The organism is Parvibaculum sp., assembly GCF_039973015.1.
Lineage (GTDB): Bacteria > Pseudomonadota > Alphaproteobacteria > Parvibaculales > Parvibaculaceae > Parvibaculum.
In genome coordinates, this window is record NZ_JBDWLT010000007.1 from 208,381 (window position 1) to 232,787 (window position 24,407).

Genomic DNA, 24,407 nt, shown 5'->3' on the forward strand with positions numbered 1-24,407 from the left:
TTATGCGATCCTGACGTTCTTGCGGTTCCGGGCAGCGAAGTCGAGCTTCTCGGGCTGCTGCGCCTCATGCGGATGCTCGGCACCCCCGTAGATGTGGAGATGCGTCAGCTGCTGGCGGCCAAGGGGCCCCCGCGGGATCATGCGCTTCACGGCGAGTTCGAGAACGCGCTCCGGGAAACGGCCTTCGAGAATGCGCTTCGGGCTCGTTTCCTTGATGCCGCCGGGGTGGCCTGTGTGGCGGTAGTAGCGCTTGTCGTCATACTTCTTGCCGGTGAGCGCGACCTTGCCCGCGTTCACGACGATGACATGGTCTCCGCAATCCATGTGGGGCGTGTAGGTGACCTTGTGCTTGCCGCGAAGGATATTCGCGACATGCGACGCAAGGCGGCCCACGACGACGCCTTCGGCGTCGATCACGATCCACTTCTTTTCGATTTCGGAGGCTTTCGCGGAATAGGTCTTCATTGCGAAAAATCCTGGGCGTCTGCAAATCTGGAGGGGACGGCTGAAAAGCCGCCCGGTTCGGCGCTGCTTCTAGGGGCTCAGGCCCTCCCTGTCAACAACATTGAACCGGCACCCCGCGCGAAAAACGCTTTATTCGCAGGCTTTTACGAATGGGGTATCTCGATACCTCATTCAGCCCCTTGGCGGTATCGAATAGGTGCAGCTTGCATGGGCGACGGGCCCGCTCAAGCCCTCTTGTGAAAGCTCGATTGCCCCCACCGCCAGCACCCGGCCGAGCTTCATCAGCCGCGCTTCCGCCAGAATATCCGCCTGTTCCGGCCGCCGCATGAAGTCGATATGGAGGCTGGTGGTCACGGCCAGCGCCACCGGCCCGACATGCGCCAGCACCGCCGCATACATCGCATAATCCGCCAGCGCCATCATGGCAGGCCCGGAAATCGTGCCCCCTGGGCGCAGGTTCCGCTCCGAAAAGCCAAGCCTCAGCCGCGCGAAACCGGGCCCCACCGCGTCGATCCGCGTCGTATCGGCCCCCATCCGCATCTGCGGGAACTCGCGCTCCATGAAGGCTTCCAGCTCCGCAACGCTCATCACCGGCTTCAGATCGGCCATACGCCCCTCCCTCTACTGCCCGCCGCTTTTACCCCAAAGCTGCGCCGCGACAAAAAACGCCGCCCGCGCTAAAACCCGCCCCGGAGGACCACCATGACCACGCTCGCGACAGACCGCCTCATCCTTCGCCCTTGGCGCGAGGCCGATCTCGCCCCCTTCGCCGCCATGTCGGCAGACCCGCGCGTCATGGAAACGCTGATGGGCCCTCTCCCGCGCGAGAAAAGCGATGCCGTCGCCCGCCGCCTCCAATCGGAAATCGAACAGCGCGGCTTCGGCTTCTGGGCGCTTGAGCTTCCCGGCATCGCCCCTTTCATAGGCTTCACCGGCATCCGCGTGGTGGATTTCGCCGCGCCCTTCGTGCCCGCCCCGCCCGCGCAGGCCGTCGAGATCGGCTGGCGCCTCGCCCATGAACATTGGGGCAAGGGCTATGCGACCGAGGCCGCCCGCGCCGCGCTGGCGCATGGTTTCGGCCCTCTCGGCCTTGAGGAAATCGTCGCCCTCACCGCCGCCACCAACACGCGCTCGCAAGCCGTCATGGCCCGCCTCGGCATGACCCGCGCCCGCGCGGACGATTTCGACCATCCGAACGTGCCGGACGGCCACCCCTTGAAGCGCCACGTGCTTTACCGGCTCGAGCGATAACATTCAGCGTTTCCTCCCACCCGCCCTTGGGGGCGGGTGGCAGGAAAAGAAACGGCAACCTGACTCCTCCCCTCCCGCCCGCTATGCTCCCTCAAAAGAAACAAAGGGAGAGCGTCATGAGCCAGACAGCGAAAGAGCCCGCCGGAAAAGCGGCCCCTGCCGAGCCCGTCCTCATGCGCAAGGATGCGAACGGCGTCGCGACCCTCACGCTCAACCGCCCGAAGCAGCGCAACAGCCTCTCCGAAGAGCTGATGATCGCCCTCACCCGCGAGATCGAGGCCATCGGTCAGGACGCCTCCATCCGCGCCGTCGTGCTCGCAGGCGCCGGTCCCGGCTTCTGCGCCGGCCACGACCTGAAGGAACTCACCGCCGCTCGCCAGCATGATGATCGCGGCCGCGCCTTCTTTCAGAACACGATGAAACTTTGCAGCACGCTCATGCAGGCGATCGTGAACTGTCCCAAACCCGTCATCGCCCGTGTGCATGGCATCGCGACCGCCGCGGGCTGTCAGCTCGTCGCAAGCTGCGATCTCGCCGTCGCGGCGGAGGAAGCGAAGTTCGCGACGCCCGGCGTCAATATCGGCCTCTTCTGCTCGACGCCCATGGTCGCCCTCTCGCGCAACGTCACGCGCAAGCACGCGATGGAAATGCTGCTGACCGGCGAGATGATCCCGGCTGCCCGCGCCGCAGAAATGGGCCTCGTGAACGCCGCCGTCCCCGCGTCGGAACTCGATGCCGCCGTCTCGCGTTTCGCAGACATTATTGCGTCGAAATCCGCCCTTACCGTCTCCATCGGCAAACAGGCATTCTACGAACAGCTCGAAAAGCCGCTCGCCGAGGCTTATGACTACGCAAGCGAAGTCATGGTGAAGAACATGCTCGCCCGCGACGCGGAAGAAGGCATCGGCGCCTTCATCGAAAAGCGCGAACCGAAATGGGAAGACAGGTAATGAGTGAAGTCGAACCCGGCGACGTCGAACACATCCTGAAGAACACGAAACTCATCGCCCTTGTCGGCGCCAGCGCAAACCCCGCGCGCGACAGCCACGAGGTCATGCGTTTCCTGCAAGGCAAGGGCTACCGCGTCATCCCCGTGAACCCCGGCCTCACAGGCAAGGAACTGAACGGCGAAACCGTCTATGCGTCACTTCGCGACGTTGCGGAGAAGATCGGCCCAGAAAAAATAGATATGGTCGATGTTTTCCGCAATTCCGAAGCGGCGGGCCCCGTCGCGGACGAAGCCGTGGAGGCCGGTGCGAAATATGTCTGGATGCAGCTCGGTGTCGTGAACGAGGAAGCCGCTGAGCGCGCCCGCGCCGCCGGCCTGCGCGTCGTCATGAACCGCTGCCCGAAAATCGAAATGCCGAGACTGGGGATGTAGCCCCCCTCACCCTTCCCACCTCACCGGCTACGCCTCTTCGGCGGGCCCCTTCCCTCTCCCCTCCGGGGAGAGGGTGATCCGAGCGACAGCGAGGATCGGGTGAGGGGGCAGACGGAACGCAAGACAAGAAAGAAAACCAAAGAGGCAAACATGACCGACCGTAAATTCGAAACTCTCGCCATTCATGCAGGCGCGCAGCCCGACCCGACGACCGGCGCGCGCACGACGCCCATCTATCAGACGACCTCTTTCGTCTTCGATGATGTCGATCATGCGGCCTCGCTTTTCGGCCTTCAGGCTTTCGGCAACATCTACACCCGCATCACCAACCCGACGACCGCCGTGCTTGAAGAGCGTGTCGCCGCGCTTGAAGGCGGCACGGCCGCGCTCGCCGTCGCCTCGGGCCACGCCGCCCAGATGATCGTCTTCCACACCATGCTGGAACCGGGCGACCATTTCGTCGCCGCCAGGCAGCTCTATGGCGGCTCGATCAACCAGTTCGGCCACGCCTTCAAGAAGTTCGGCTGGGAAGTCGACTGGGCCGACGTGACGGACCTCGCCGCGGTCAAGGCGGCTATCGGCCCGAAGACCAAAGCCGTCTTCATCGAGAGCCTCGCAAACCCCGGCGGCCTCGTCACCGACATTGCGGGCATCGCGAAAATCGCGCATGAGGCAGGCATTCCCCTCATCGTCGACAACACCCTTGCCTCGCCCTGGCTCTGCCAGCCGCTCAGCCACGGCGCGGATATCGTCGTCCATTCGGCAACGAAATTCCTTGGCGGCCACGGCAATTCGATGGGCGGCATCATCGTCGATGGCGGCAAGTTCGACTGGTCGAAGGATGGCAAGTACCCGACGCTTTCCGAGCCCTGCCCCTCCTATAACGGCCTGAAGATCCACGAGACCTTCGGCCCCATCGCCTTTGCCATCGCCTGCCGCGTTCTCGGCTTGCGTGACCTTGGCCCCGCCATCTCGCCCTTCAATGCTTTCATGATCGTCACCGGCATCGAAACGCTGCCGTTGCGCATGCAGAAGCATTGCGACAATGCGCTTGAGATCGCGAAGTTCCTGAAGGGCCACCCGAAGGTCTCATGGGTGTCCTATGCCGGTCTCGAAGATGATCCGTCCAATGCGCTGATGAAGAAATATTCGCCCAAGGGCGCGGGCGCCGTCTTCACCTTCGGCCTCAAGGACGGCTATGACGCGGGCGTGAAGCTCGTGAGCAAGGTGGAACTGCTCAGCCACCTCGCCAATGTCGGCGACACGCGCAGCCTCATCATCCATCCGGCTTCGACAACGCATCGTCAGTTGACGGACGATCAGAAGAAGTCCGCCGGTGCGGGCCCCGATGTCGTCCGCCTCTCCGTCGGCATCGAGGACGCCGGCGACATCATCGCCGACCTCGACCAGGCCCTGAAGGCTTAGCAGCCCCAACACGTCATGGCCCGGCTTGACCGGGCCACCCACGTCTTTCTTTAACTGTCATTGCCGGGCCGGACCGTAGGTCCGTGACCCGGCAATCCAGAAGGCGCGGAACGCGCCGTCCCTCTTCACTAAAGCCCGTCATTGCGAGCGAAGCGAAGCAATCCAGGAACCACAAACACAGAACTCACCCACCCTCCCCCTGTGGGGTGAGAGGCGGTTCGCGCAAGCGAACGAAAAGGTCCGGTGGACCTTGTCGAGCCTCGAACGCCCGGAGCGAAAGCGTAGGGCTTTCGGTCGAAGACCGTTTGGGGAGGGGTAGCGCAACCGCGTCCCTACTTCGCCAGCCTGTGCGCATGCCACACAGCAATGCCGAAGACGATCATCGCGCCGCCCTGATGCGCCGCGCCGAGCGGGATCGGCACCACCCAGAGCAGCGTCCAGATGCCGAGCGCAGCCTGCGCGACAACCGCCGCGAACAGCAGGTTCGCCGTGCCCGCCGCTTCCGTCTTCCGCGCGCGCCAGGCATGCCATCCCGTCACCGCCAGCAGCAGATAGGCCATGATCCGGTGCTGGAACTGCACGGTCAGATGGCTCTCGAAGAAATTGTGCCAGACGGGTTTCATCGCCAGAAGCCCGTCGGGGATGATCGCGCCCGCCATCAGCGGCCATGTGTTGTAGATAAGCCCGGCGCGGATGCCGGCCACGAAGGCGCCGAGGATCGTCTGTACGAAGATGAGCACGATCAGCGCCAGCGCGGCCTTGGATAGCCCGCTCAGGAACCGCGAGCCCTTCCCGTGCCACATGTCGAGCGCCGTCCAGATCAGCGCGCCATAGATAAGCGTCGCAAGGCCGAGATGCGCGGCCAGGCGGTACTGGCTCACCTCCGTCCGGTCGACGAGCCCGCTCTTCACCATCCACCAGCCGAGCGCACCCTGCATCCCGCCCAGAACGAAAAGCCCGAGCAGCCGCGGTACCATCGCGCGCTCGATGCGGCGCGTCACCGCAAACCAGAGGAACGGCACGAGAAAGGCGAAGCCGATCAGCCGCCCGAGAAAACGATGGCTCCACTCCCACCAGTAGATCGTCTTGAACTCGTCGAGCGACATGCCCTTGTTGATGAGCTGGTATTGCGGGATCTGGCGATAGAGGTCGAACTCCTCCTGCCAGTGCTGCTCACTCATCGGCGGCAGTGCGCCCGTCACGGGCTTCCATTCGGTGATCGACAGCCCGCTCTCGGTCAGCCGCGTCAGGCCGCCCACCACCACCATGATGAAGACAAGCGCGGCAACGCCGAACAGCCACCAGGCAATGGCCCGCCGGTTTGCATCGGCCCTCTCGACCGCGTTGATCCGTGGAAGAACGCTCATGGAAAACTCTTACCCCGCCCCTTGGCCGAAGCCTAGCCGCACACCGCCGCGACAGGTCGCCGCGCATCCCCTCGCGCGGCCTTCCCCGCTTTGCGCAATTCTCGCGGATGCCGTATGGAAGGCAACCTCGAACCCGGCGTAAGACCCAACGCAAAAATGAAAAGCCCGGAGACGGCCCCATGCGCCTCGGCATCCGCACCCGCAAACTCATCGGCACGATCATCCTGCTGATCGGCCTCACGCTCTATTCGTTTCTGATCATGACGATTGCGGTGAGCGGACACTTGCCGGAACACGGCCTGGTCCAGTTCCTCTATTACATCACCGCTGGTGTAATTTGGGCATTTCCCGCCAAATACCTCATCGTCTGGATGGTCCGTCCAGACGAGGCGTAAAAACGGACGCCTGACGCATCCGCTTTCCATTTATGACGGTTTGATGACGTTCTTGTGACAGTCGCCTGTCCGAAGGCCGTCTTTATCCCCGCTTCAGCCGAAGCGGCCGGTCACGATCTTGTTCAGCACGAAGATCGCGACGAGGAAGAGGACGATCGGAAGAATCTGGCCAATCATGAAGCTGGCTCCTTGAGGCTCGCGGATACCTTGCCTCTTTCGAGGCGGAAATGGTCGGAGCGGCCGGATTCGAACCGACGACCCCTTGTCCCCCAGACAAGTGCGCTACCGGGCTGCGCTACGCTCCGACTAACCGGTGTCGCCAGAAGGGGAATCCCCTTCCAGAGGCGCGGAATATAGACGCCGCTTTCAATTGCGGCAACGGCCCAAACCCGCATTTTTTAAGGAATTTTCGGATTTTCGAGGGGGGCTCAGCCTTCCTCGTCCTCGCTCTCCCACAAGGTCTCGTCGATCTCGTCTTTAAGCGATATGAGGTCTTCCAGCAGCACCTCCAGGCGCTTGCGTCCGCTCGCGCTGACGGGCTTTGCAGTAGGTTCGCGCTCTTCTTGCTCGCCGCGTTCCACGGCCTCGCGTGCCAGCTCCGCAAGAGAGGTGTCCACAGTGCCGCGCCCCGTTTCCGTGACGAACTTAATGCCTTGTTCGCGAAAGACTTTTTGGACTCCCTTGATCGTATAGCCGTCATTGTAGAGCAGCGTTCGCACACCCCGCAGCAGGTCCACATCTTCGGGCCGGTAATAGCGCCGCCCGCCGCCCCGCTTCAGCGGCCGGATCTGGTTGAACTTGCTCTCCCAGAATCGCAGCACGTGTTGCGGCACGTCGAGTTCGCTCGCGACCTCGCTGATGGTCCGAAAGGCGTCGGGTGACTTTTGCACAGACAAATGAGGCCCCTGCTGGTCTTCCTCAATCCGAAGTATGAACTCGGACTTACTCAAGGGCGCGTCCTCGAGGGTTTATTCGGCGGCTGCCGGCTGTCCGCTGAGCGCACTGTTGATGCGCTCCTTGAGCACATGGCTCGGCCGGAAAACAAGCACCCGCCGCGGCTTGATCGGCACTTCCTCGCCTGTTTTCGGATTACGCCCCATCCGGCCGCCCTTCTTGCGAACCGAGAACGAACCGAATGACGAAAGCTTCACCGTGTCGCCCTTGGCAAGACTGTCGGCTATCTCGGCCAGCACGAGCTCGACGAGTTCCGCGGACTCGTTTCGTGACAGACCGACTTCCTGATAGACCGCCTCGCTCAAATGCGCGCGCGTGACTGTATCCCCCATGGCCTCCACCTCTGAAGTTTCGTTGTGAAGCCTATTGCCCGCCCGGAAACCCGTCAATATCAAAGGGATGGCAGTTTTCCCTGATACAGCAGATTCAGGATATCTCGTAATTTCAGGCGGTTCGCCGCGCCTTCCCGGACGGTATTTCACCTAGAATCTGAAAAGAAGCGACCCCCAGGTGAAGCCCCCGCCCATCGCTTCCAGCAATACGAGGTCACCGCGCTTGATTCGCCCATCCTTCACCGCCGTGTCCAGCGCGAGCGGAACGGAAGCCGCGGATGTATTGCCTTGCTCACCGACCGTCATCACCACCTTCTCCGGCGGTAACCCGATCCGTTTTGCCGTGCCGTCCAGAATGCGCTTGTTTGCCTGATGCGGCACAAACCAGTCGATGTCCTCTGCCGTAAGCCCTGTTGCCTCCAGCGATTCCTTGATCGCCTCCGCAATATTGACGACCGCATGACGGAAGACCTCGCGGCCCTCCATACGTACATGGCCGGTCGACTGTGTGGAGGAAGGCCCTCCGTCGACATAGAGCTTTTCCTTGTAGCGTCCGTCTGAATGAAGGTGGGCAGTAAGGATACCGCGGTCGGCATTTGTCCCCGCCCCCTGCTCCCCGGTCACAATGGCCGCGCCCGCGCCATCGCCGAACAACACGCAAGTGGTCCGGTCGGTCCAGTCGAGCAGCCGCGAGAACGTCTCGGCCCCGATCACCAGCGCTGTCTTGGACTGGCCGGTCTTGATGAAAGTATCGGCAATCGTCATGGCATAGACGAAACCCGAGCAAACGGCCTGAATATCGAAGGCCGCCCCGTGATAGAGGCCAAGCTCCGCCTGCACCGTGGTTGCGGTCGCGGGGAATGTATTGTCCGGCGTGGTCGTCGCCAGAATGATCGTGTCGATCTCCTGGACGTCGATCCCCGCATCGGCAATGGCGTTGCGTGCGGCGGCGAGCGCCAGATGCGACGTCAGTTCGCCCTCTGCGGCGATGTGGCGGCTGTGGATGCCTGTGCGCTCCACGATCCACTCATCGGTCGTATCGACGATCTTCGAAATATCTTCATTCGTGACAACACGCGACGGCAGGTAGCTGCCGACGCCGGTAACGACGGTTCTGATAACACTCACGACAGGGCTGCCTCGGATTCCGCTATTTCATTGTTCTGTGCACGCCGGGCACTCTCGATCCCCGTCAGGCGGTCGACATCGGCAGAGATCTTGGCCACAAGATCCGCCGACGCGACATCGGCTGCCACATCGATTGCAGCGGCAAAACCAATGGCATCCGTGCCGCCATGGCTCTTCACGACAAGCCCGTTCAGCCCGAGAAAGACCGCGCCGTTCGACGCGCGCGGGTCGATTTTCGTGGCCAGCGCCTTGAATGCGCCGCGCGCAAAGAGATAGCCGATCTTGGACATCAGCGAGCTCTGCATCGCGCCGCGCAAAAAAGTCACCATCAGCCGGGCGGTTCCCTCGGCTGTCTTCAGCGCAATATTGCCCGTATAGCCATCGGTCACCACCACATCGACGGTGCCTTTCGAAATATCGTCGCCTTCAATGAAACCGTGGAAACGAATCGGCAGTTTCGTTTCACGCAGCATCTGCGCGGCCGCCTTCACCTCTTCGGTTCCCTTGACCTCCTCCTCGCCAATATTGAGAAGGCCGACAGTCGGCTGTTCGATATTGAAGATCACCCGCGCAAAGGCTTCGCCCATCGCTGCGAACTGAACGAGCTGATAGGCATCCGCTCCGACCGTCGCACCGAGATCGAGCGCCACGCACTCGCCACGCGCCGTGGGCCACAGCGCAGCAAGCGCAGGCCGTTCGACATTCGGGATCGTCTTCAGGATCACCTTCGCCATCGCCATCAGCGCACCGGTATTACCCGCAGAGACGGCAGCCTGGGCGCGGCCTTCCTTCACCGCGTCGATCGCCATCCACATGCTGCTCGTCTTGCGGCCGCGGCGCAGCGCCTGGCTCGGCTTGTCGTCCATCGAAATGGCGACGTCGGTGTGGATAATCTCGCTCGCCTGCGCGACCCGGGGATGTTTCTCAAGCAATGGCCGGATTTGGGCTTCGTCTCCGAAAATCAGGAAACGCACATCGGGCCGACGAACGGACGCGACTTCGGCGCCACCGATAACCGTTTCCGGTCCGTGGTCGCCGCCCATCCCGTCCAGAGCTATCGTCAATCCTTGCGTCACCCGGCTACCCCCATCGTTGATCCGGCGCCCATCGCAAACCTGGTCCGCGCGCGCCCCGAAGATACAGCCTTGCGAGTGTCAGACAATAGCCGGAAGCGGCACCGAATCGTGCCAACTCAAGAATTTTTCTTCAGTTTTTCCAGCGCGGCAAAGGGATTTGGCTTGCTTTCCTGAGCGTCGCCCGTCTCCTCCGCAGGTCGCTCGAAAGCGGCACCCGGCTTGCGGGGATAAGGATCGAGTGCAAGCGCCAGCCTTTCCGCCACAGCCTCACCGATTTCCACACCGTTCCCCGTCATCGGTTCGGGCGCATCCTCGGCCTCGATATCTATTTCGATCTCGCGCTCGGTCGATTCTTCCGGCACATCCGGCACGATCATATGCTCGGGCAGATATCGCTGGGTGAAACTTTCCTCAACTGTCTCGCGAACCGGCTCGAGGCTGACAACACAGCTTTGCACCACTTCCGCTTTGAAACTCGCCTCCACCGTCAGACCGGCCTTCTTGTAAGGCCGTACTTTCGCGGAGCCCGACAGCGCCACGACCTCGACGATGCCGAAGCGGGTTGCAAGCTCCTTCAACACCGCCTTGTCAGCCTCGAAATGAACGTCCTTGCCGCTTGGCGGTACATCGCTCGCGGAGACAAACAGCCTGAAATTCTGGTGCGGTCCTGGCCCCATCAGGAAGCCCCCGCAGTGGCAAGCGGCTTCGGGCGCGTAAATATCACCCGCCCGGCAATCATTTCTTCAACGGGCTGGGCGCAAAGCTCGTCATCGGTTGCTCGAACATATCCCGCAAGGGCCATTGCATTTGTTTCAGCCCCCGCGGAATCCGGTATCACATTCCGCCGCAGGGCTGCTTCCAGCTTGCCGCCGTCCAGATCGGCAAGCCCTTCATCATAGGCCTGCATCCGCCCATAGAAGGATGAGGCAAGAGCCTTGATCTTCTTGCCCACGGACAGATCGCCAACGCCCATTTCGCGCAATGTCTGGTCCATATCGTCGAACAGCAAATCGAAAATCTTCTGGCCAAGTTCCTTGCCTGCCTCGCCACCCGCCCGCAGCCGGCGCAGCGCCAGATGGACATGCAGCGCAACCATCTCGAATCGGCCTTCCGCTGTATCCGGGACGCCCATATCGGTGTAAAAAATTGGGTTCCGGGCCTGATCCACCAGCGCCCCGTAAAGCGCATATGGTGTATCGTCACTACGGGAACGGCCAAAAATCCTTTTCCATATCATGGCTTCACTCCAGCCTCAGGTGGTAGGTTCTGGCCCATATTGTACATGCCGATTGAATTTACCCCGCGACAAGGGTAGGTCAACGGCAGACCTTTCAGGCTCCAGGAGGCCTCTGCAATGACATCGTTCCGACTGCGCCGCCCTGCCCGTCTCGCCCTGACAGCTGTTTGTCTGGCAATGGGCGCCGTCACGATGTCGGCCTGCTCGCCTCTGATAGAGGAACGCGGTTATATCTTCGATCCTGCGGATCTCGACCAGCTTCAATCCGGCTCGTCGAAGGAACAGGTCAGGAGCGTCATGGGCTCCCCCTCGACCGTTTCTACCGTCGATGGGGAGGCCTGGTACTACATTTCGAGCAAGTTCGAAACTGTCGCCTTTTATGCACCAGAGGAAGTCGAGCGCTCCGTCGCCGCTGTCTACTTCGATAAAACCGATGTTGTCCAGCAAGTGGCCTACTACGGTCTGGAGGACGGCCAGATCGTGAATTTTGTCGATCGCAAGACCCCGACTCGCGGCAAGGAGCTCACCATCCTTGGCCAGCTCTTCGGCAATCTTGGCCGCTTCAACAACCAGAGCTCGGGAATTCCTTCGGTCGGTACAGGTAATCCCACCAACCGGCGCTAGCGGGCGGCGCTACCGGGGATATCTCAGTCCTCGCCCGTGCGCTTGGGGAAAGCCAGCAAGTCGCATTCCACGTCACGAAGCACCGCATTGGCAACGCTGCCGATAAGCATCCGCTTGAATCCCGTTTGCCCTCGCGTTCCCAGAATGACGAGCGAGGGATTGAGGCGCTCGACAGCCGCCTTGATCACGCCGACAGCTTCGCCTTCCTCGACGATCATTTCCGGGTCCAGCGCCGTCAGCCCTTCCTCGCTCAACATATGCACCAGCGCCTTGTGCGCATCGTCCGCTATCGATTCCACATATTCATCGATCTTGCTCTTCTCGACATCGGCGTAGCGCATGAGCCCGTCTGCGAGCGGTACGAAAGCGTGAATAATCGCCAGCTTCTCGCAGCCCAGGAATCCAACCCTGGACGCGAACGTCAAGGCATCGATTGAGTGTTGCGACAGGTCGACCGCGGCGAGAGCTTTCCGATACGAAACATCTGCATCGAGATTGACCATCAAGACGGGCCGCTCGCAGGTTCGGATGACACGTTCCACGGTTGTACCCACAAAAACATCGCGCAAGAGCTGCCGCCGGTGCGCGCCCATGACCAGAAGATCGGGTTTTGTTTCCGTGGCTAGCTTCGCAATCGCAACGGAGGCAAGCCCCCGCCATATATCGATCTCGGGAGCCGCGATCTTCAAGCGGTCCGCCATCGGCTTCACCATCGCCTGAATAAGATCTGCGGCGCGCGCGGCCTCGTCTTCAACCAGCGATTTCGGCTGATCGTCATCGACGACATGCACGACCTTGACGCTTGCTCCATAGGCTGCGGCAAGCAGGAGCCCCCGTGCGAGCGCCTTGTCTGAACGGCCGGACAGATCCGTCGCTATAAGGATGCTCCTTATCCCCGGCAAAACCTGTCTTTCTTCGTTAGCAGACATGTTTGTCTCCAGATGCCATTGTCATCCCCTTACCCGGCGGAAGCAGGCCTTGCAAAAAGCCTTTCCATTGCGCGTTCGGCGGCATCCGCAAACGGACTAAGAACGATATCCACGCCCTTCTTGCGAAGCACCGCCATGTCGCTCTCGCTTCGGCCGATCGCGGCTATCTGCCCGCTATAGCCGCGCTGCCGCAACGCCTCGACAAGCGTTATCCGGGGATCCTCGTGCGTCAGACCGATTTCGTGCGGGGGGACAGCGATAACGACGTATTTGGTGCCGTCGACAGGGAGCGTTTCGCACATGTCCGGATCCAGGAGGTCGCCATAAACCGCGGTCGCGCCGCTCTCCTTCCATTGCCTTATGACATCGGGATCGAAATCGACGCCCAGGATATTGAACCCCGCATCGGAAAAGCGGGAATGAAGCGCTCTCCCATATCGTCCGAGCCCCACGAGAAGAATATCATAGCGTTCGCCCACATTGCCTTCGAGGTATTTCTCCTCGCGATGCGCGACCCGGCGTTCGAAAACACCGAGAAAACGTTCAACCCATGCATAAAGCTGCTGTGAGTAGAGGATCATGTAGGTCGAGAGACCGATCGTGATAACGCCGACAAGAGTAACCAGTCCGACGGCTTCCTCATCCACGTGCCCAAGCGCCAATCCCATCGCGATAAAGATGAGCGAAAACTCGCTGATCTGCGCAACCGTCAGTCCGGCAAGAAACCCCGTCCGCTTCCGGTAGCCCATGGCCCCCATGATCACCATGACGATCAGAGGATTTCCGATCAGCACGAAAAACGAAAGCAACAGCGCATCTCCCACCGCCGCTCCAACCACCCGCAAATCCAGATGCGCTCCGAGCGAGATGAAAAAGAAGACAAGAAGAAAATCACGAAGACTGGCCAGGCGTGAAGCGATGGCTTCGCGGTAAGGTGTGGTCGCGAGTGCGACCCCTGCTATGAGACCGCCAAGCTCCTTGCTGAAACCCAGATAGTCACCAAGCGCGGCAAAGGCAGTCGCAAGACCGAGGGCAAAGACGATCAGCAGTTCTGGCGCCTTCGCCATGCTCTGAAGGAGCGGGCTCGCCACCCACGAGACGATCAGCCACAGGAGAAGGAGAGGCACGGCGCCAGCCGCAAGCCCCAGCAGCGCGCCGCCGAGTCCGCCGCCGCCCGCCGCGTCGGCGGTCAACGCCGACATCACCGCCATTGCGAGAACCACGGCAAGGTCTTGCACGATCAGAAAGCCCAGCGCGATCCTGCCGTGCAACGCATCCAGTTCTCGTTTATCCGAGAGCAGTTTGACGATGATGATTGTACTGGAGAAAGTCAGCGCGACCGCAACATAGACGCTCGTCAGCATCGGCATACCGAGGCCCAGACATATCAAGAGGCCCGTGAGCGACGTGAAGGCGATCTGTCCGAGGCCTGTATTCAGCGCGACCGCGCCCAGCGTTCGGACAAGGTTGAGATCGAGCTTGAGCCCCACAAGAAACAACAGCAGGGCGACACCCAGCTCGGACAAGAGCTCCAGATGCCCGGTGGACTGAACGATGTCGAAACCGGCCGGTCCGGCAAGCATCCCGACAACGATGAAGCTGACGATCATGGGCTGATGTAGCCGTACACCGATGAGGCCAATCACCGATGCAAGCATCAGGAGCATCGCCACCTCATAGAAAACGGACACCTCCAGCACGCAATACCTCCTTGCAACGCCCCGAAATCAGTCTTTCGTTAAAGCCCCACAAGGTCAAATGGACTTGCCGTCGCAGGCTCACGATAAAAAAGCCCCGCGGATCGCTCCGCGGGGCTTTGTCTTTTGGAAACACCAGACTTGCTAGTGCGCGAGCACCGCAAGAAGCAGGAGCGCCACGATGTTCGTGATCTTGATCATCGGGTTGACGGCCGGACCGGCGGTGTCCTTGTAGGGATCGCCGACCGTATCGCCAGTCACAGCGGCCTTGTGAGCTTCCGAGCCCTTGCCGCCATAGTTACCGTCTTCGATGTACTTCTTCGCGTTGTCCCAGGCGCCGCCACCGGACGTCATGGAAATCGCAACGAAGAGCCCCGTCACGATAACGCCGAGTAGCATCGCGCCAACCGCGGAGAAGGCGGCCGATTTGTCGGCGACCGCATTCACCGCGAAATAGAGAACGATCGGCGAAAGGACCGGCAGAAGCGACGGGATGATCATCTCCTTGATCGCCGCTTTGGTCAGCATGTCGACCGCACGCGCATAGTCGGGCTTGGACGTGCCCGCCATGATGCCCGGATCGGCCTTGAACTGACGGCGCACTTCCTCAACCACGGAACCGGCGGCACGGCCGACAGCGGTCATTCCCATCGAACCGAAGAGATAAGGCAGCAACCCGCCAAGGAAGAGCCCGATTACCACATAGGGGTTGGAGAGCGAGAAGTCGGGGCTGACACCGGCGAAGTACCCGTAAGTGTCGGAGTTAGCCGCAAAAAACTTCAGGTCTTCCGTATAGGCCGCAAAGAGCACCAGCGCGCCGAGGCCCGCCGAACCGATCGCATAGCCCTTGGTAACGGCCTTCGTCGTGTTGCCGACGGCATCGAGAGCGTCCGTCGTTTTGCGAACGTCTTCGGGCAGGTCGGCCATTTCGGCGATGCCACCGGCATTGTCCGTCACAGGGCCGAAAGCGTCGAGCGCGACCACCATGCCCGCAAGCGCAAGCATCGTCGTCACGGCGATGGCGATACCGAAGAGACCGGCAAGGCTGTAGGTGACCAAGATACCAATGACGATGATAAGAGCCGGCAGAGCCGTTGCTTCCATCGAAATCGCCAGTCCCTGGATCACGTTCGTGCCGTGACCGGTTGCCGACGCAGCGGCAATCGACTTCACCGGGCGGAAGTTTACGCCAGTGTAGTATTCCGTGACCCAGATGATGAGGCCGGTAATGGCCAGACCGGCGATACCGCAATAATAGAGCGTCATGCCAGTGAAGTTCAGCGCGCCCACGGTGAAGGCCGTGTCGAGCCCGATCACCCAGTCGGTGACAAAGTAGAGCGCGACGAGCGAGAGCACGGCCGAGGCGATGAAGCCCTTGTAGAGCGCGCCCATGATGTTATTGCTCTTGCCGAGACGCACGAAGAACGTACCGATGATCGACGTCACGATGCACGCGCCGCCAATGGCCAGCGGATAAGTCATCATCGCGGCGATCCCCTCGCCCGCGAAGAAGATGGAGGCAAGAACCATCGTCGCGACCACGGTCACGGCATAGGTTTCGAACAGGTCCGCCGCCATGCCCGCGCAGTCACCGACATTGTCGCCGACATTGTCCGCGATGGTCGCCGGGTTACGAGGATCGTCTTCGGGAATACCAGCTTCGACCTTGCCCACGAGATCGCCGCCCACGTCAGCACCCTTCGTGAAGATACCGCCGCCGAGGCGCGCGAAGATCGAGATCAGCGAAGCGCCGAAGCCAAGCGCGACAAGCGCATCGATGACTTCACGCGAGCCCGGCGCATAGCCGAGGTGGACCGTAAGAACAGAGTAATACACAGCAACAGCAAGAAGCGCGAGACCGGCAACCAGCATGCCCGTAACAGCGCCCGACTTGAAAGCAACGCTGAGACCGGCCGCAAGGCTTGTGCTCGATGCCTGCGTCGTGCGCACATTGGCGCGCACCGAAACCAGCATGCCGATATAACCAGCGGCTCCCGACAGCGTCGCGCCGACGAGGAAGCCGACGGCAACCTTCAGCGTGAGAAGGTACCAGACCACGGCGAAAATCACAGCGCCGACGATGGCGATGGTCGTGTACTGACGCGCGAGATATGCGCTTGCGCCTTCCTGGATCGCTGCCGCGATCTCCTGCATACGTGCATTGCCCGCGTCCAGCTTCAGCACCGAGCGCACAGCCCAGATACCGTAGAGGACAGCAAGCACGCCGCAGCCGATAATAGCCCACAAAGCAGTGCTCATTGTTTTTTCCTTAGGTTCCCTCGAAGGATGACCGGCGGGAATTACCACTCTTCCTTCCAGCATTGACGCCGGAAGTCCTCCCCCCTGCCGAATGCAGAAATCGCGCGGAAAGATGCCAAATACGCATTAGGAAAGCAACCGGCAGACAGAAACGCCCCGGAGCTTAAAAGTGGCGATATCCCAATTGCTTGAGCGGAATTGGCTGCCCTGCGCGGTCCACAAGCTTCACCCCTTCGTCAGTCTCCCTGACTTCACCGATCCGGGTCACGCTGACAGAGGCTTCCGCAGCGGCAGCCGCCACCTGCCCGGCCTTTTCGGGTGGAGCGGCAAAGAGGATTTCATAGTCATCTCCCCCCCCGACGATCAGCTGAAAAAGCTCCGGTTGTCCTTCCACAGCTCTCCGCGCTGCATCCGAAAGGGGCAGCCGATCCATTTCGATTCGCGCGCCCGCGCCGGATTGCCCGCACAAGTGCCCGAGATCGGCGAAGAGGCCATCCGAGATGTCGAGCGAGGCGCTGGCCACCCCCCGCAGCCGCGGCCCGAGCGAACAGCGAGGTTCCGGTTCCCTGTAGCGCCGGACGAGCTGCGCCCTGTCTTCCGGACTGAGGTCATCCAATTTCGCCCTCAACACTTCCAGGCCGAGCGCCGCATCGCCCAGCGTACCGGAAACATAAATATCGTCTCCCGGGTGAGCCCCACCCCGCGCAAGCAGCGTTCCTTGAGGTAACTCTCCAATGGCCGTGAGCGAAAGCATCAACGGTCCGCTCGTCCGGACCGTGTCGCCGCCCCAAAGCGAAATGCCATAGCGCTCCTGATCTTCCGCAAGCCCCGAGGCAAACCGTTTGATCCAGTCGAAACTCGTGTCGTCTGCCCATGCGGTAACGAGGAGATAGCCTTTCGGCACAGCCCCTTTTGCCGCAATGTCCGAGAGATTTACCCGCAAGAGCTTGCGCGCGACACTTTCCGGCGGGTCGTCTGGCAGAAAATGCACACCGGCAACAATCGCATCGACCGTCAGAACGGTCTCCCATCCTGCGCTTGCACGATAAAGGGCAGCATCATCCTTCAGCGCAAAGGCGCCGGCGGCACCGGACGCCAGAGGCGCGAAGACTTCCTCGATTAGCCTGAATTCGCCTGGGCGCGCGCCCTCAGCCTTGTCCGCCGGAGCCATGTTCCGCTCCCGACGCGCTCCTGATGTCGCGTCCCAGTCTGTCGAGTACCGCGTTCACAACGCCAGACTCGTCTCCCTCGAAGAAGGCATGTGCAATATCGACATATTCGTTGATGACCACCTTGAGCGGTACATCCTTGCATCGGCGCAGTTCGTAGGTACCACATCGAAGGATCGCCCGAAGCGTGGAGTCGATCCTCGCAAGCGACCATCCTTTGGCGAGAGCATTATTGACCTGCCGGTCAAGCTCGCGCTGTTCGCGCACGACGCCACGCACAACATCTTCGAAATGCGCCGCATCGGCCTCCCCGACATCGACACCTTCAATATCCTTGCCTAGGCGATGCTCGATGAACTCCTCAACGACATCGTCAAGCGGCGTGGCCGCCACATCCATCTGATAGAGCGCCTGTACGGCGCCGAGCCGTGCGGCCGACCGGGCCTTTGGATCGAGGTTGCCGCCAGAAGCGGGCTTCGCTGGAACTGCCATCTTCTTCGATCAACCTCGAACGGCGTCAGGCGCCGAAACTGCGTTTAAGGGCGATCATGTCCAGGCAGGCATTCGCCGCCCCGCCGCCCTTGTTCTTTTCACCCACTTTGGCACGTGCCCAGGCCTGAGCTTCGTTCTCCACGGTCTGGATACCGTTGCCCAGCGCGAGAGAACGGCCAACAGAAATATCCATCAGCGCCCGGGCGGATTCGTTCGACACGATGTCGTAATGGGTCGTCTCACCGCGAATTACACAACCAAGCGTCACAAAGCCATCGATTTTCTTCGTAAACCCGCCATGCCCCATCGCATCGAGCGCATATTTCACCGCCGTGGGAATTTCGAGAACGCCCGGCACCTGCACACGCTGCCAGGTCGCACCGCGCGCCTCCAGCGCTGCAATCGCGCCCCGCGCGAGTTCGTCCGCAAGTTCCTCGTAGAAGCGTGCTTCGACGATCAGGATATGTGCGTCGACTGTCACGATATTGTCTCCTTTGCCCGGGCTTTGGAGCCCGGCGTGAGCGAGCGCTGCCCGGCCACCTTGAGCCCATAGCCTTCAAGCCCGACGATGCTCCGGTCCGTGTCGGAGAGCAGAACCATGTCATGGACACCAAGATCCAGCAAAATCTGCGCACCGACACCATATTCGCGAAGCCGTCGCGGCATCCCCTGCTCGCCCCCCTCGCCTTTGCGGAGAAGCATGTCGGAAACAACCGTCGCTGTGGTGTCGCGAATGAGCACGATCACGCCGCGCCCCTCTTCGGCGATGATCTTCATCGACTCCTTCAGAATATCCGAGCGCGGTCCGGCCGCTCCCAGAATATCGTCGAAGACATTGATCGCGTGCACACGCACAAGAACGGGATCCGGGCCCGAGATGTCGCCTTTCACAAGCGCAATATGCTCGGCATATTCGACCGTATTCAGATAGACCATCAGTTTGAACTCGCCGCCATAGGCGCTGTCGAGTTCAGTCTCGATGGCACGGTGAATGAAGTTGTCGTAACGGCGCCGATAGGCAATGAGGTCCGCAATGGTCGCGATCTTGAGGCCGTGGAGCTGGGCAAACTGCACAAGGTCGGGCAGGCGCGCCATCGTGCCGTCATCGTTCATGATCTCGCAGATGACGCCCGCGGGATAAAGGCCCGCAAGCCGTGCAATATCCACCGCCGCTTCCGTATGGCCCGCGCGAACAAGCACACCGCCGTCACGCGCGACAAGCGGAAACACATGCCCCGGCGACACGATATCCGTCGCGCCCTTCGTTGGATCGATGGCGACAGAAACCGTATGCGCGCGATCATGCGCGGAGATACCGGTCGAAATCCCCTCCCGCGCCTCTATGGAAACCGTAAAGGCCGTCTGGTGGCGCGACTGGTTGGTCGAGGACATGAGCTGAAGGTCGAGCTGCTTGGAGCGCTCGCCCGTCAGCGAAAGACAGATCAGCCCTCGGCCATACTTGGCCATGAAGTTGACGGCTTCCGGCGTGCACATCTGGGCCGGAATGACGAGGTCGCCTTCGTTCTCACGCTCTTCCGCATCGACAAGAATGAACATCTTGCCGTTACGCGCGTCTTCGATGACGTCCTCGATTGGGGAAAGGTATTCCTTGTACACGGATCTCAATCCTTCTGAACCAGCCGCGCGACATAGCGGGCCAGCATATCGATTTCAAGATTAACGGGATCACCCGTCTTCGCCAGCCCCCAGGTCGTGACCTGCTGGGTGTGGGGGATAATGTTGACGCCGAAACGCGTAGCCGCGGCATTGCCGCCGGGTTTCGGATCTTCCACCTCGTTCACGGTCAACGATGTGCCATTCAGCGTCACCGAGCCTTTGGACGCGATGAAGCGAGCTAGGTCGTCCGGGGCCTCGAAGGTGAAGCGCAGCGAGTCGCCCTCTTGCCTGATATCGGCAATCCGTCCAACGCCGTCCACATGCCCGCTTACTATATGGCCCCCGAGTTCGTCGCCGGCCTTGAGCGCACGCTCCAGGTTGATCTTCGTACCCTCGCTCCACATGCCAAGAATCGTGCAATCGAGAGATTCCTGCGATACGTCGACGGCGAACCAGTTGCCCCTGGAATCGCTACCCTTGTCCACCACCGTCAGGCAGCAGCCCGCACAGGCAATCGAAGCGCCAAGATCGATGGTCTGCGGATCGTAAGCCGTCTCGATGGTGAAGCGCGTATCGCCCCTCTTCTCAATGGCGCGGATGCGCCCGATATCGGTGATGATCCCGGTAAACATCGTTCAGCTCCCGCGCACGAAACTGGCGATCGTGTCGCCACCGGCAACCGCTGTTCCGCGCAGCATGAAAGCCGGCGCGTCACCAGCCTTCTTGATGCCAAGCGCTGCTACCGCCGGATAGCCATCCCCGCCAATCACCTTCGGCGCCTGGAACCATTCGATACGGTCGACGAGAACTTCCCGGATCAGCGAGGCTGCGAGCCGCGCGCCCCCCTCAACCAGCACCCGCGTCACACCGCGCGCCGCAATGGCTTCCATTGCCGCGCGCATGTTCATCACGCCGTCCTCGCCCGGCTCAACATCGATCAGCGTCACCCCACATCCCTCGAAGGCTTCGCGGCGACGTGCATCACCACCCGGCAACGTCAATATCCAGACCGGCGTCTTTTTGGCGTCGCGCACGAGCCGCGAGGTAAGCGGCAGACGCAAGCGCCCATCCGCCACGATACGAACGGGCGAACGCGCCTCAAGCCCCGGCAAACGGCAGGTGAGTTCCGGGTCGTCGACGATGGCGGTCGCACTGCCGACCATGATCGCATCATGTGTTGCCCGAAGCAGATGCCCTCGACTGCGCGCCGCATCGCCGGTGATCCACTGGCTATGCCCCTCATGCGTTGCCGTCCGTCCGTCGAGCGAACTCGCGATCTTCAACGTCACCATCGGCCGTCGCTCCGACATGGTGAGAAAGAAGCCTTCATTGAGATAATAGGCGTCGGCAGCGCAGACATTTTCCGTCACATCGACGCCTTTGGCCTGCAGCATCGCAAAGCCGCGCCCCGCGACTTCGGGGTTGGGGTCGGCAATGGTGCCAACGACGCGCGCAATCCCCGTCTCGATCAGCGCACCGGCGCAGGGGCCCGTCTTCCCTTGATGCGAACAGGGCTCCAGGCTCACATAAGCCGTCGCCCCCTTTGCAAGCGCCCCGGCATGGCGAAGTGCCTCCGTCTCGGCATGCGGCCGTCCGCCGGGCTGCGTCCAGCCCCGCCCGACGATCCGGAAACCGGCCTCCTCCTCCCGCACGATCACGCAGCCGACCGCAGGGTTGGGCGCAACACGGCCCAGCCCTCGCTCGGCGAGCGTCAATGCCGTTTTCATGAAACCGATATCGTGGGGCCGAACCATTTTCATCCCTGCCGGCGGGCTAGCCCGCGGTCCTTGAGGATCCGCGCAGCTTGCGGCCCGAAGGATCAGCGGTCGTCGTCTTCCTCACGCATTGAACCGTCAAACGGCCCGCTGAGTTCGCCCAGAAACTCCTCGAAATCCTTTGCCTCGCGGAAATTCCGGTAGACCGAGGCAAAGCGCACATAGGCAACAGCGTCGAGGGAACTCAGGCCTTCCATGACCAGTTTGCCGATCATGGACGAGGGAATCTCGCTCTCGCCCATGCTCTCGAGCCGCCGCACAATGCCACTCACCATACGCTCCACACGCTCCTGCTCAACCGGGCGTTTGCGCATGGCGACTTGCACGGAACGCATGAGTTTATCCCGGTCAAAGGGCACCCTGCGTCCGTTTGTCTTGATGATCGTCAGCTCGCGGAGCTGCACGCGCTCAAAGGTGGTGAACCGGCCACCACAGGCGGTGCAGAAGCGCCGCCTGCGAATGGCCGTGTTGTCTTCGGTGGGACGCGAGTCCTTCACCTGCGTGTCTTCGTTACCGCAATATGGACAACGCATGCGCTGTCAGCCCCCTCGCTATGTAACCGGTCCCGCCGCGGGATGGATTACTTCGGCCCGCCATAAATCGGAAAGCGTGTACACAGTTCGATCACGCGATCGCGAACGGCCGCTTCCACATCGACATTCTTTTCATCGCCGTTCTTGGCCAGCCCGTCCAGCACTTCCGTGATGAGCTTGCCGATCTGGGCGAACTCCGCAACACCGAAGCCGCGCGTCGTGCCTGCTGGCGTGCCGAGACGTACGCCGGAGGTAACCATCGGCTTTTCCGGGTCGAAAGGAATACCGTTCTTGTTGCAGGTGACGTTCGCACGTTCGAGCGCGGCTTCCGCCACCTTGCCGGTCAGGCTCTTCGGGCGCAGGTCAACCAGCATCAGATGCGTGTCGGTGCCGCCCGAAACGATGGCAAGCCCGCCATCTGCCAGCGTAGAGGCAAGCGCGCGCGCATTGTCCACAATGGACTTCGCATAGGTTTTGAAGTCCGGACGCAGCGCTTCGCCGAAGGCAACGGCCTTGCCCGCGATGACATGCATCAGCGGTCCGCCCTGGATGCCGGGGAAGATCGCCGAATTGATCTTCTTCCCGATATCCTCGTTATTCGAGAGGATCATGCCGCCACGCGGGCCCCGCAACGTCTTGTGCGTGGTCGTCGTCACGATATCCGCGTAAGGAAGCGGGCTGGGATGCGCGCCGCCGGCGACGAGGCCTGCGAAATGCGCCATATCCACCATCAGCAGCGCGCCGACGCTGTCTGCGATCTCGCGGAAAGCCTTGAAGTCGATCACACGCGGATAGGCGGAACCTCCCGCGATGATCATCTTCGGCTTGTGCTCTTTGGCGAGGCTCGCCACCTCGTCCATATCGATCAGATGGTCCTGCTGGCGTACACCATATTGAACCGCATTGAACCATTTGCCGGACTGGTTGGGCGCCGCCCCGTGGGTCAGATGCCCGCCTGCGGCAAGGCTCATGCCCATGATGGTGTCGCCGGGCTTCAGCAAGGCCATCATCACACCTTGGTTGGCCTGCGAACCGGAATTCGGCTGCACGTTTACATAGGCACAGTCGAAGAGCTTCTTTGCTCGTTCGATCGCCAGGTTCTCCGCGATATCGACGAATTCGCAGCCGCCATAATAGCGCCTGCCCGGATAACCCTCGGCATACTTGTTGGTCATGATCGACCCCTGCGCCTCAAGCACGGCGCGGGAGACAATATTCTCGGACGCAATCAGTTCGATCTGGTTCTGCTGCCGGTCGAGTTCGCGCTGAATGGCATCCAGAATATCGGGATCGCTCTCCGCAAGCCCGTCCGTGAAGAAGCCGGCGAAGGTGCCTCGCCCGATGGGGGCATCGCTCAAAGACATAAATCTACCTTTTCGTTTCGGTTCGAAAGCTTCCGGGGCCGCGAACCGGCAAGTCGCAAGGCTGATGCATGCGCCATGGCCGTGATCCACGACCGCCCGGTTTCGATCCGCGCGTGATACCACATCTCGTCGGCCATCGCCAATTGGCCACAAATATTTGCAGAAACAGTCTTGCGGCAGGTTTCTCCCGTCTCTCGGCCTCCCTTGAGAAGTCGCGGCTACGCATTCTGGTCGGTCAAGCAACCTTGTGTGAGTATATTTTATTCGAGAATAGAAATGATAAGTTTACTTGAAAAACTAAGCTGCATCTCCATTAACGGATATTGTAGACCGCTGATTAACCTTGTTTTCTTCAGGTTAAGACACGCCTGAACCAAGGTGATAATCTTGATGTCCTTGCTTAAAACCGCTATACCGCGCTAGAAAAAGGCGCTTTTGTATCCGCGAAGGCGGCGGAATAACCCCCGGCAAGGCAAATTGTCGTAATGAATGAGACAAAAACTTCCGCAGCTGCGGACACAACTGAAATTCTGCGGCTGGCGACTGAAATCGTGGCAGCGTATGTAAGCAACAACGCAATGTCTGCCAACGATCTTCCCGGGATGATCCGGATTGTCCACACGACGCTCGCCAATCTCGATCACGCAGCGTCGGCGCAGGAGTCCGACCTGACCCCCGCCGTTCCGGTCAAGAAATCCGTGACAGCGGACTACATCATCTGTCTTGAAGATGGCAAGAAACTGAAGATGTTGAAGCGCTATCTGCGCTCGCAATACGGTTTCACACCTGAAGAGTACAGGGCGCGCTGGAACCTGCCCCACGACTATCCGATGGTCGCCCCGAACTATGCCGCACAGCGTTCGAAACTCGCCAAGCAGATCGGCCTTGGACGTGTCAGCACGGAGCAACCCTCGAAATCTCGCCGGAAAAAATAAGG

Annotated in this window: 27 protein-coding genes and 1 tRNA gene; 7 read left to right on the forward strand and 21 right to left on the reverse strand. The window is 61.0% G+C overall.

Annotated elements, in window-relative coordinates; all coding sequences use genetic code 11:
• Positions 1 to 465 (reverse strand): 50S ribosomal protein L13, encoded by a 465-nt coding sequence (rplM, locus tag ABJO61_RS05745; protein WP_348326280.1) that lies wholly within the window; start codon positions 463 to 465, stop codon positions 1 to 3.
• 171 nt (positions 466 to 636) lie between these two features.
• Positions 637 to 1,074: a PaaI family thioesterase gene (locus tag ABJO61_RS05750; RefSeq protein ID WP_348326282.1), complete on the reverse strand. Its 438-nt coding sequence runs from the start codon at positions 1,072 to 1,074 to the stop codon at positions 637 to 639.
• A 93-nt stretch (positions 1,075 to 1,167) separates the two neighbouring features.
• Between ABJO61_RS05750 and ABJO61_RS05755 the strand changes: the two genes are divergently transcribed.
• The 4 genes from ABJO61_RS05755 to ABJO61_RS05770 all read left to right on the forward strand — a co-directional run bounded on the left by ABJO61_RS05755 (position 1,168) and on the right by ABJO61_RS05770 (position 4,522).
• Positions 1,168 to 1,716: a GNAT family N-acetyltransferase gene (locus ABJO61_RS05755; protein ID WP_348326284.1), complete on the forward strand. Its 549-nt coding sequence runs from the start codon at positions 1,168 to 1,170 to the stop codon at positions 1,714 to 1,716.
• Positions 1,717 to 1,832: 116 nt separating this feature from the next.
• The gene (locus ABJO61_RS05760) at positions 1,833 to 2,666 is read left to right on the forward strand and encodes an enoyl-CoA hydratase (protein WP_348326286.1); all 834 of its coding nucleotides are present in this window, start codon (positions 1,833 to 1,835) and stop codon (positions 2,664 to 2,666) included.
• A complete protein-coding gene (locus ABJO61_RS05765; protein ID WP_348326288.1) occupies positions 2,666 to 3,097 on the forward strand; it encodes a CoA-binding protein in 432 nt (143 codons plus the stop codon). The genes ABJO61_RS05760 and ABJO61_RS05765 overlap by 1 nt, the downstream gene beginning before the upstream one ends.
• Positions 3,098 to 3,247: 150 nt before the next feature.
• The gene (locus ABJO61_RS05770; protein ID WP_348326290.1) at positions 3,248 to 4,522 is read left to right on the forward strand and encodes an O-acetylhomoserine aminocarboxypropyltransferase; all 1,275 of its coding nucleotides are present in this window, start codon (positions 3,248 to 3,250) and stop codon (positions 4,520 to 4,522) included.
• A gap of 332 nt (positions 4,523 to 4,854) precedes the next feature.
• On the opposite strand, the gene ABJO61_RS05775 is transcribed toward ABJO61_RS05770, so the two are convergent.
• Positions 4,855 to 5,889, reverse strand: coding sequence for a COX15/CtaA family protein (locus ABJO61_RS05775; RefSeq protein ID WP_348326292.1), 1,035 nt, complete (start codon positions 5,887 to 5,889; stop codon positions 4,855 to 4,857).
• Positions 5,890 to 6,068: 179 nt separating this feature from the next.
• Here ABJO61_RS05775 and ABJO61_RS05780 point away from each other — a divergent pair, with 179 nt between their 5' ends.
• Positions 6,069 to 6,284, forward strand: a complete 216-nt coding sequence (locus tag ABJO61_RS05780) for a DUF2842 domain-containing protein (protein WP_293331843.1) — start codon at positions 6,069 to 6,071, stop codon at positions 6,282 to 6,284.
• Between the two features lie 228 nt (positions 6,285 to 6,512).
• On the opposite strand, the gene ABJO61_RS05785 is transcribed toward ABJO61_RS05780, so the two are convergent.
• The 7 genes from ABJO61_RS05785 to ABJO61_RS05815 all read right to left on the reverse strand — a co-directional run bounded on the left by ABJO61_RS05785 (position 6,513) and on the right by ABJO61_RS05815 (position 11,011).
• Positions 6,513 to 6,589 (reverse strand) — tRNA-Pro (locus tag ABJO61_RS05785).
• A 123-nt stretch (positions 6,590 to 6,712) separates the two neighbouring features.
• On the reverse strand, positions 6,713 to 7,180 hold the full coding sequence (locus tag ABJO61_RS05790; protein ID WP_348326454.1) for a MerR family transcriptional regulator: 468 nt from the start codon (positions 7,178 to 7,180) through the stop codon (positions 6,713 to 6,715).
• Positions 7,181 to 7,252: 72 nt separating this feature from the next.
• Positions 7,253 to 7,570, reverse strand: a complete 318-nt coding sequence (locus tag ABJO61_RS05795; protein ID WP_348326294.1) for an integration host factor subunit alpha — start codon at positions 7,568 to 7,570, stop codon at positions 7,253 to 7,255.
• Positions 7,571 to 7,720: 150 nt separating this feature from the next.
• Entirely contained in the window at positions 7,721 to 8,698 is a 978-nt protein-coding gene (locus ABJO61_RS05800; protein WP_348326296.1) for a beta-ketoacyl-ACP synthase III, read from the reverse strand.
• Complete coding sequence (gene plsX, locus ABJO61_RS05805) at positions 8,695 to 9,774, reverse strand: phosphate acyltransferase PlsX (RefSeq protein ID WP_348326298.1); 1,080 nt, start codon at positions 9,772 to 9,774, stop codon at positions 8,695 to 8,697. The genes ABJO61_RS05800 and plsX overlap by 4 nt, the downstream gene beginning before the upstream one ends.
• A gap of 116 nt (positions 9,775 to 9,890) precedes the next feature.
• Positions 9,891 to 10,451, reverse strand: coding sequence for a DUF177 domain-containing protein (locus tag ABJO61_RS05810; RefSeq protein WP_348326300.1), 561 nt, complete (start codon positions 10,449 to 10,451; stop codon positions 9,891 to 9,893).
• Positions 10,451 to 11,011 (reverse strand): ubiquinol-cytochrome C chaperone family protein, encoded by a 561-nt coding sequence (locus ABJO61_RS05815; protein WP_348326302.1) that lies wholly within the window; start codon positions 11,009 to 11,011, stop codon positions 10,451 to 10,453. The genes ABJO61_RS05810 and ABJO61_RS05815 overlap by 1 nt, the downstream gene beginning before the upstream one ends.
• Positions 11,012 to 11,128: 117 nt before the next feature.
• Here ABJO61_RS05815 and ABJO61_RS05820 point away from each other — a divergent pair, with 117 nt between their 5' ends.
• On the forward strand, positions 11,129 to 11,635 hold the full coding sequence (locus ABJO61_RS05820; RefSeq protein ID WP_348326304.1) for an outer membrane protein assembly factor BamE: 507 nt from the start codon (positions 11,129 to 11,131) through the stop codon (positions 11,633 to 11,635).
• Positions 11,636 to 11,658: 23 nt separating this feature from the next.
• Here the strand turns inward: ABJO61_RS05820 and ABJO61_RS05825 are convergent, their stop codons facing one another.
• The 11 genes from ABJO61_RS05825 to glyA form a co-directional block, all read right to left on the reverse strand.
• Complete coding sequence (locus ABJO61_RS05825; protein ID WP_348326306.1) at positions 11,659 to 12,564, reverse strand: universal stress protein; 906 nt, start codon at positions 12,562 to 12,564, stop codon at positions 11,659 to 11,661.
• A 29-nt stretch (positions 12,565 to 12,593) separates the two neighbouring features.
• Positions 12,594 to 14,264, reverse strand: coding sequence for a cation:proton antiporter family protein (locus tag ABJO61_RS05830; protein ID WP_348326308.1), 1,671 nt, complete (start codon positions 14,262 to 14,264; stop codon positions 12,594 to 12,596).
• Between the two features lie 141 nt (positions 14,265 to 14,405).
• Entirely contained in the window at positions 14,406 to 16,520 is a 2,115-nt protein-coding gene (locus ABJO61_RS05835) for a sodium-translocating pyrophosphatase (RefSeq protein WP_348326310.1), read from the reverse strand.
• A gap of 163 nt (positions 16,521 to 16,683) precedes the next feature.
• Positions 16,684 to 17,691: a thiamine-phosphate kinase gene (gene thiL / locus ABJO61_RS05840; RefSeq protein WP_348326312.1), complete on the reverse strand. Its 1,008-nt coding sequence runs from the start codon at positions 17,689 to 17,691 to the stop codon at positions 16,684 to 16,686.
• A complete protein-coding gene (gene nusB / locus ABJO61_RS05845) occupies positions 17,669 to 18,181 on the reverse strand; it encodes a transcription antitermination factor NusB (RefSeq protein ID WP_348326314.1) in 513 nt (170 codons plus the stop codon). The genes thiL and nusB overlap by 23 nt, the downstream gene beginning before the upstream one ends.
• Before the next feature lie 25 nt (positions 18,182 to 18,206).
• Positions 18,207 to 18,662, reverse strand: a complete 456-nt coding sequence (gene ribH / locus ABJO61_RS05850; RefSeq protein ID WP_348326316.1) for a 6,7-dimethyl-8-ribityllumazine synthase — start codon at positions 18,660 to 18,662, stop codon at positions 18,207 to 18,209.
• Positions 18,659 to 19,798 (reverse strand): 3,4-dihydroxy-2-butanone-4-phosphate synthase, encoded by a 1,140-nt coding sequence (gene ribB / locus ABJO61_RS05855; RefSeq protein WP_348326318.1) that lies wholly within the window; start codon positions 19,796 to 19,798, stop codon positions 18,659 to 18,661. Before ribB ends, ribH begins: the two co-directional genes overlap by 4 nt.
• A 5-nt stretch (positions 19,799 to 19,803) precedes the next feature.
• Positions 19,804 to 20,430, reverse strand: coding sequence for a riboflavin synthase (locus ABJO61_RS05860; protein WP_348326320.1), 627 nt, complete (start codon positions 20,428 to 20,430; stop codon positions 19,804 to 19,806).
• A gap of 3 nt (positions 20,431 to 20,433) precedes the next feature.
• Positions 20,434 to 21,525, reverse strand: coding sequence for a bifunctional diaminohydroxyphosphoribosylaminopyrimidine deaminase/5-amino-6-(5-phosphoribosylamino)uracil reductase RibD (gene ribD / locus ABJO61_RS05865; protein ID WP_348326322.1), 1,092 nt, complete (start codon positions 21,523 to 21,525; stop codon positions 20,434 to 20,436).
• Between the two features lie 92 nt (positions 21,526 to 21,617).
• Positions 21,618 to 22,106 (reverse strand): transcriptional regulator NrdR, encoded by a 489-nt coding sequence (gene nrdR / locus ABJO61_RS05870; protein ID WP_293331891.1) that lies wholly within the window; start codon positions 22,104 to 22,106, stop codon positions 21,618 to 21,620.
• A 47-nt stretch (positions 22,107 to 22,153) separates the two neighbouring features.
• A complete protein-coding gene (gene glyA / locus ABJO61_RS05875; protein WP_348326325.1) occupies positions 22,154 to 23,470 on the reverse strand; it encodes a serine hydroxymethyltransferase in 1,317 nt (438 codons plus the stop codon).
• A 485-nt stretch (positions 23,471 to 23,955) separates the two neighbouring features.
• Between glyA and ABJO61_RS05880 the strand changes: the two genes are divergently transcribed.
• Entirely contained in the window at positions 23,956 to 24,405 is a 450-nt protein-coding gene (locus tag ABJO61_RS05880) for a MucR family transcriptional regulator (protein WP_348326327.1), read from the forward strand.
• The last annotated feature ends 2 nt before the right edge of the window (positions 24,406 to 24,407 follow it).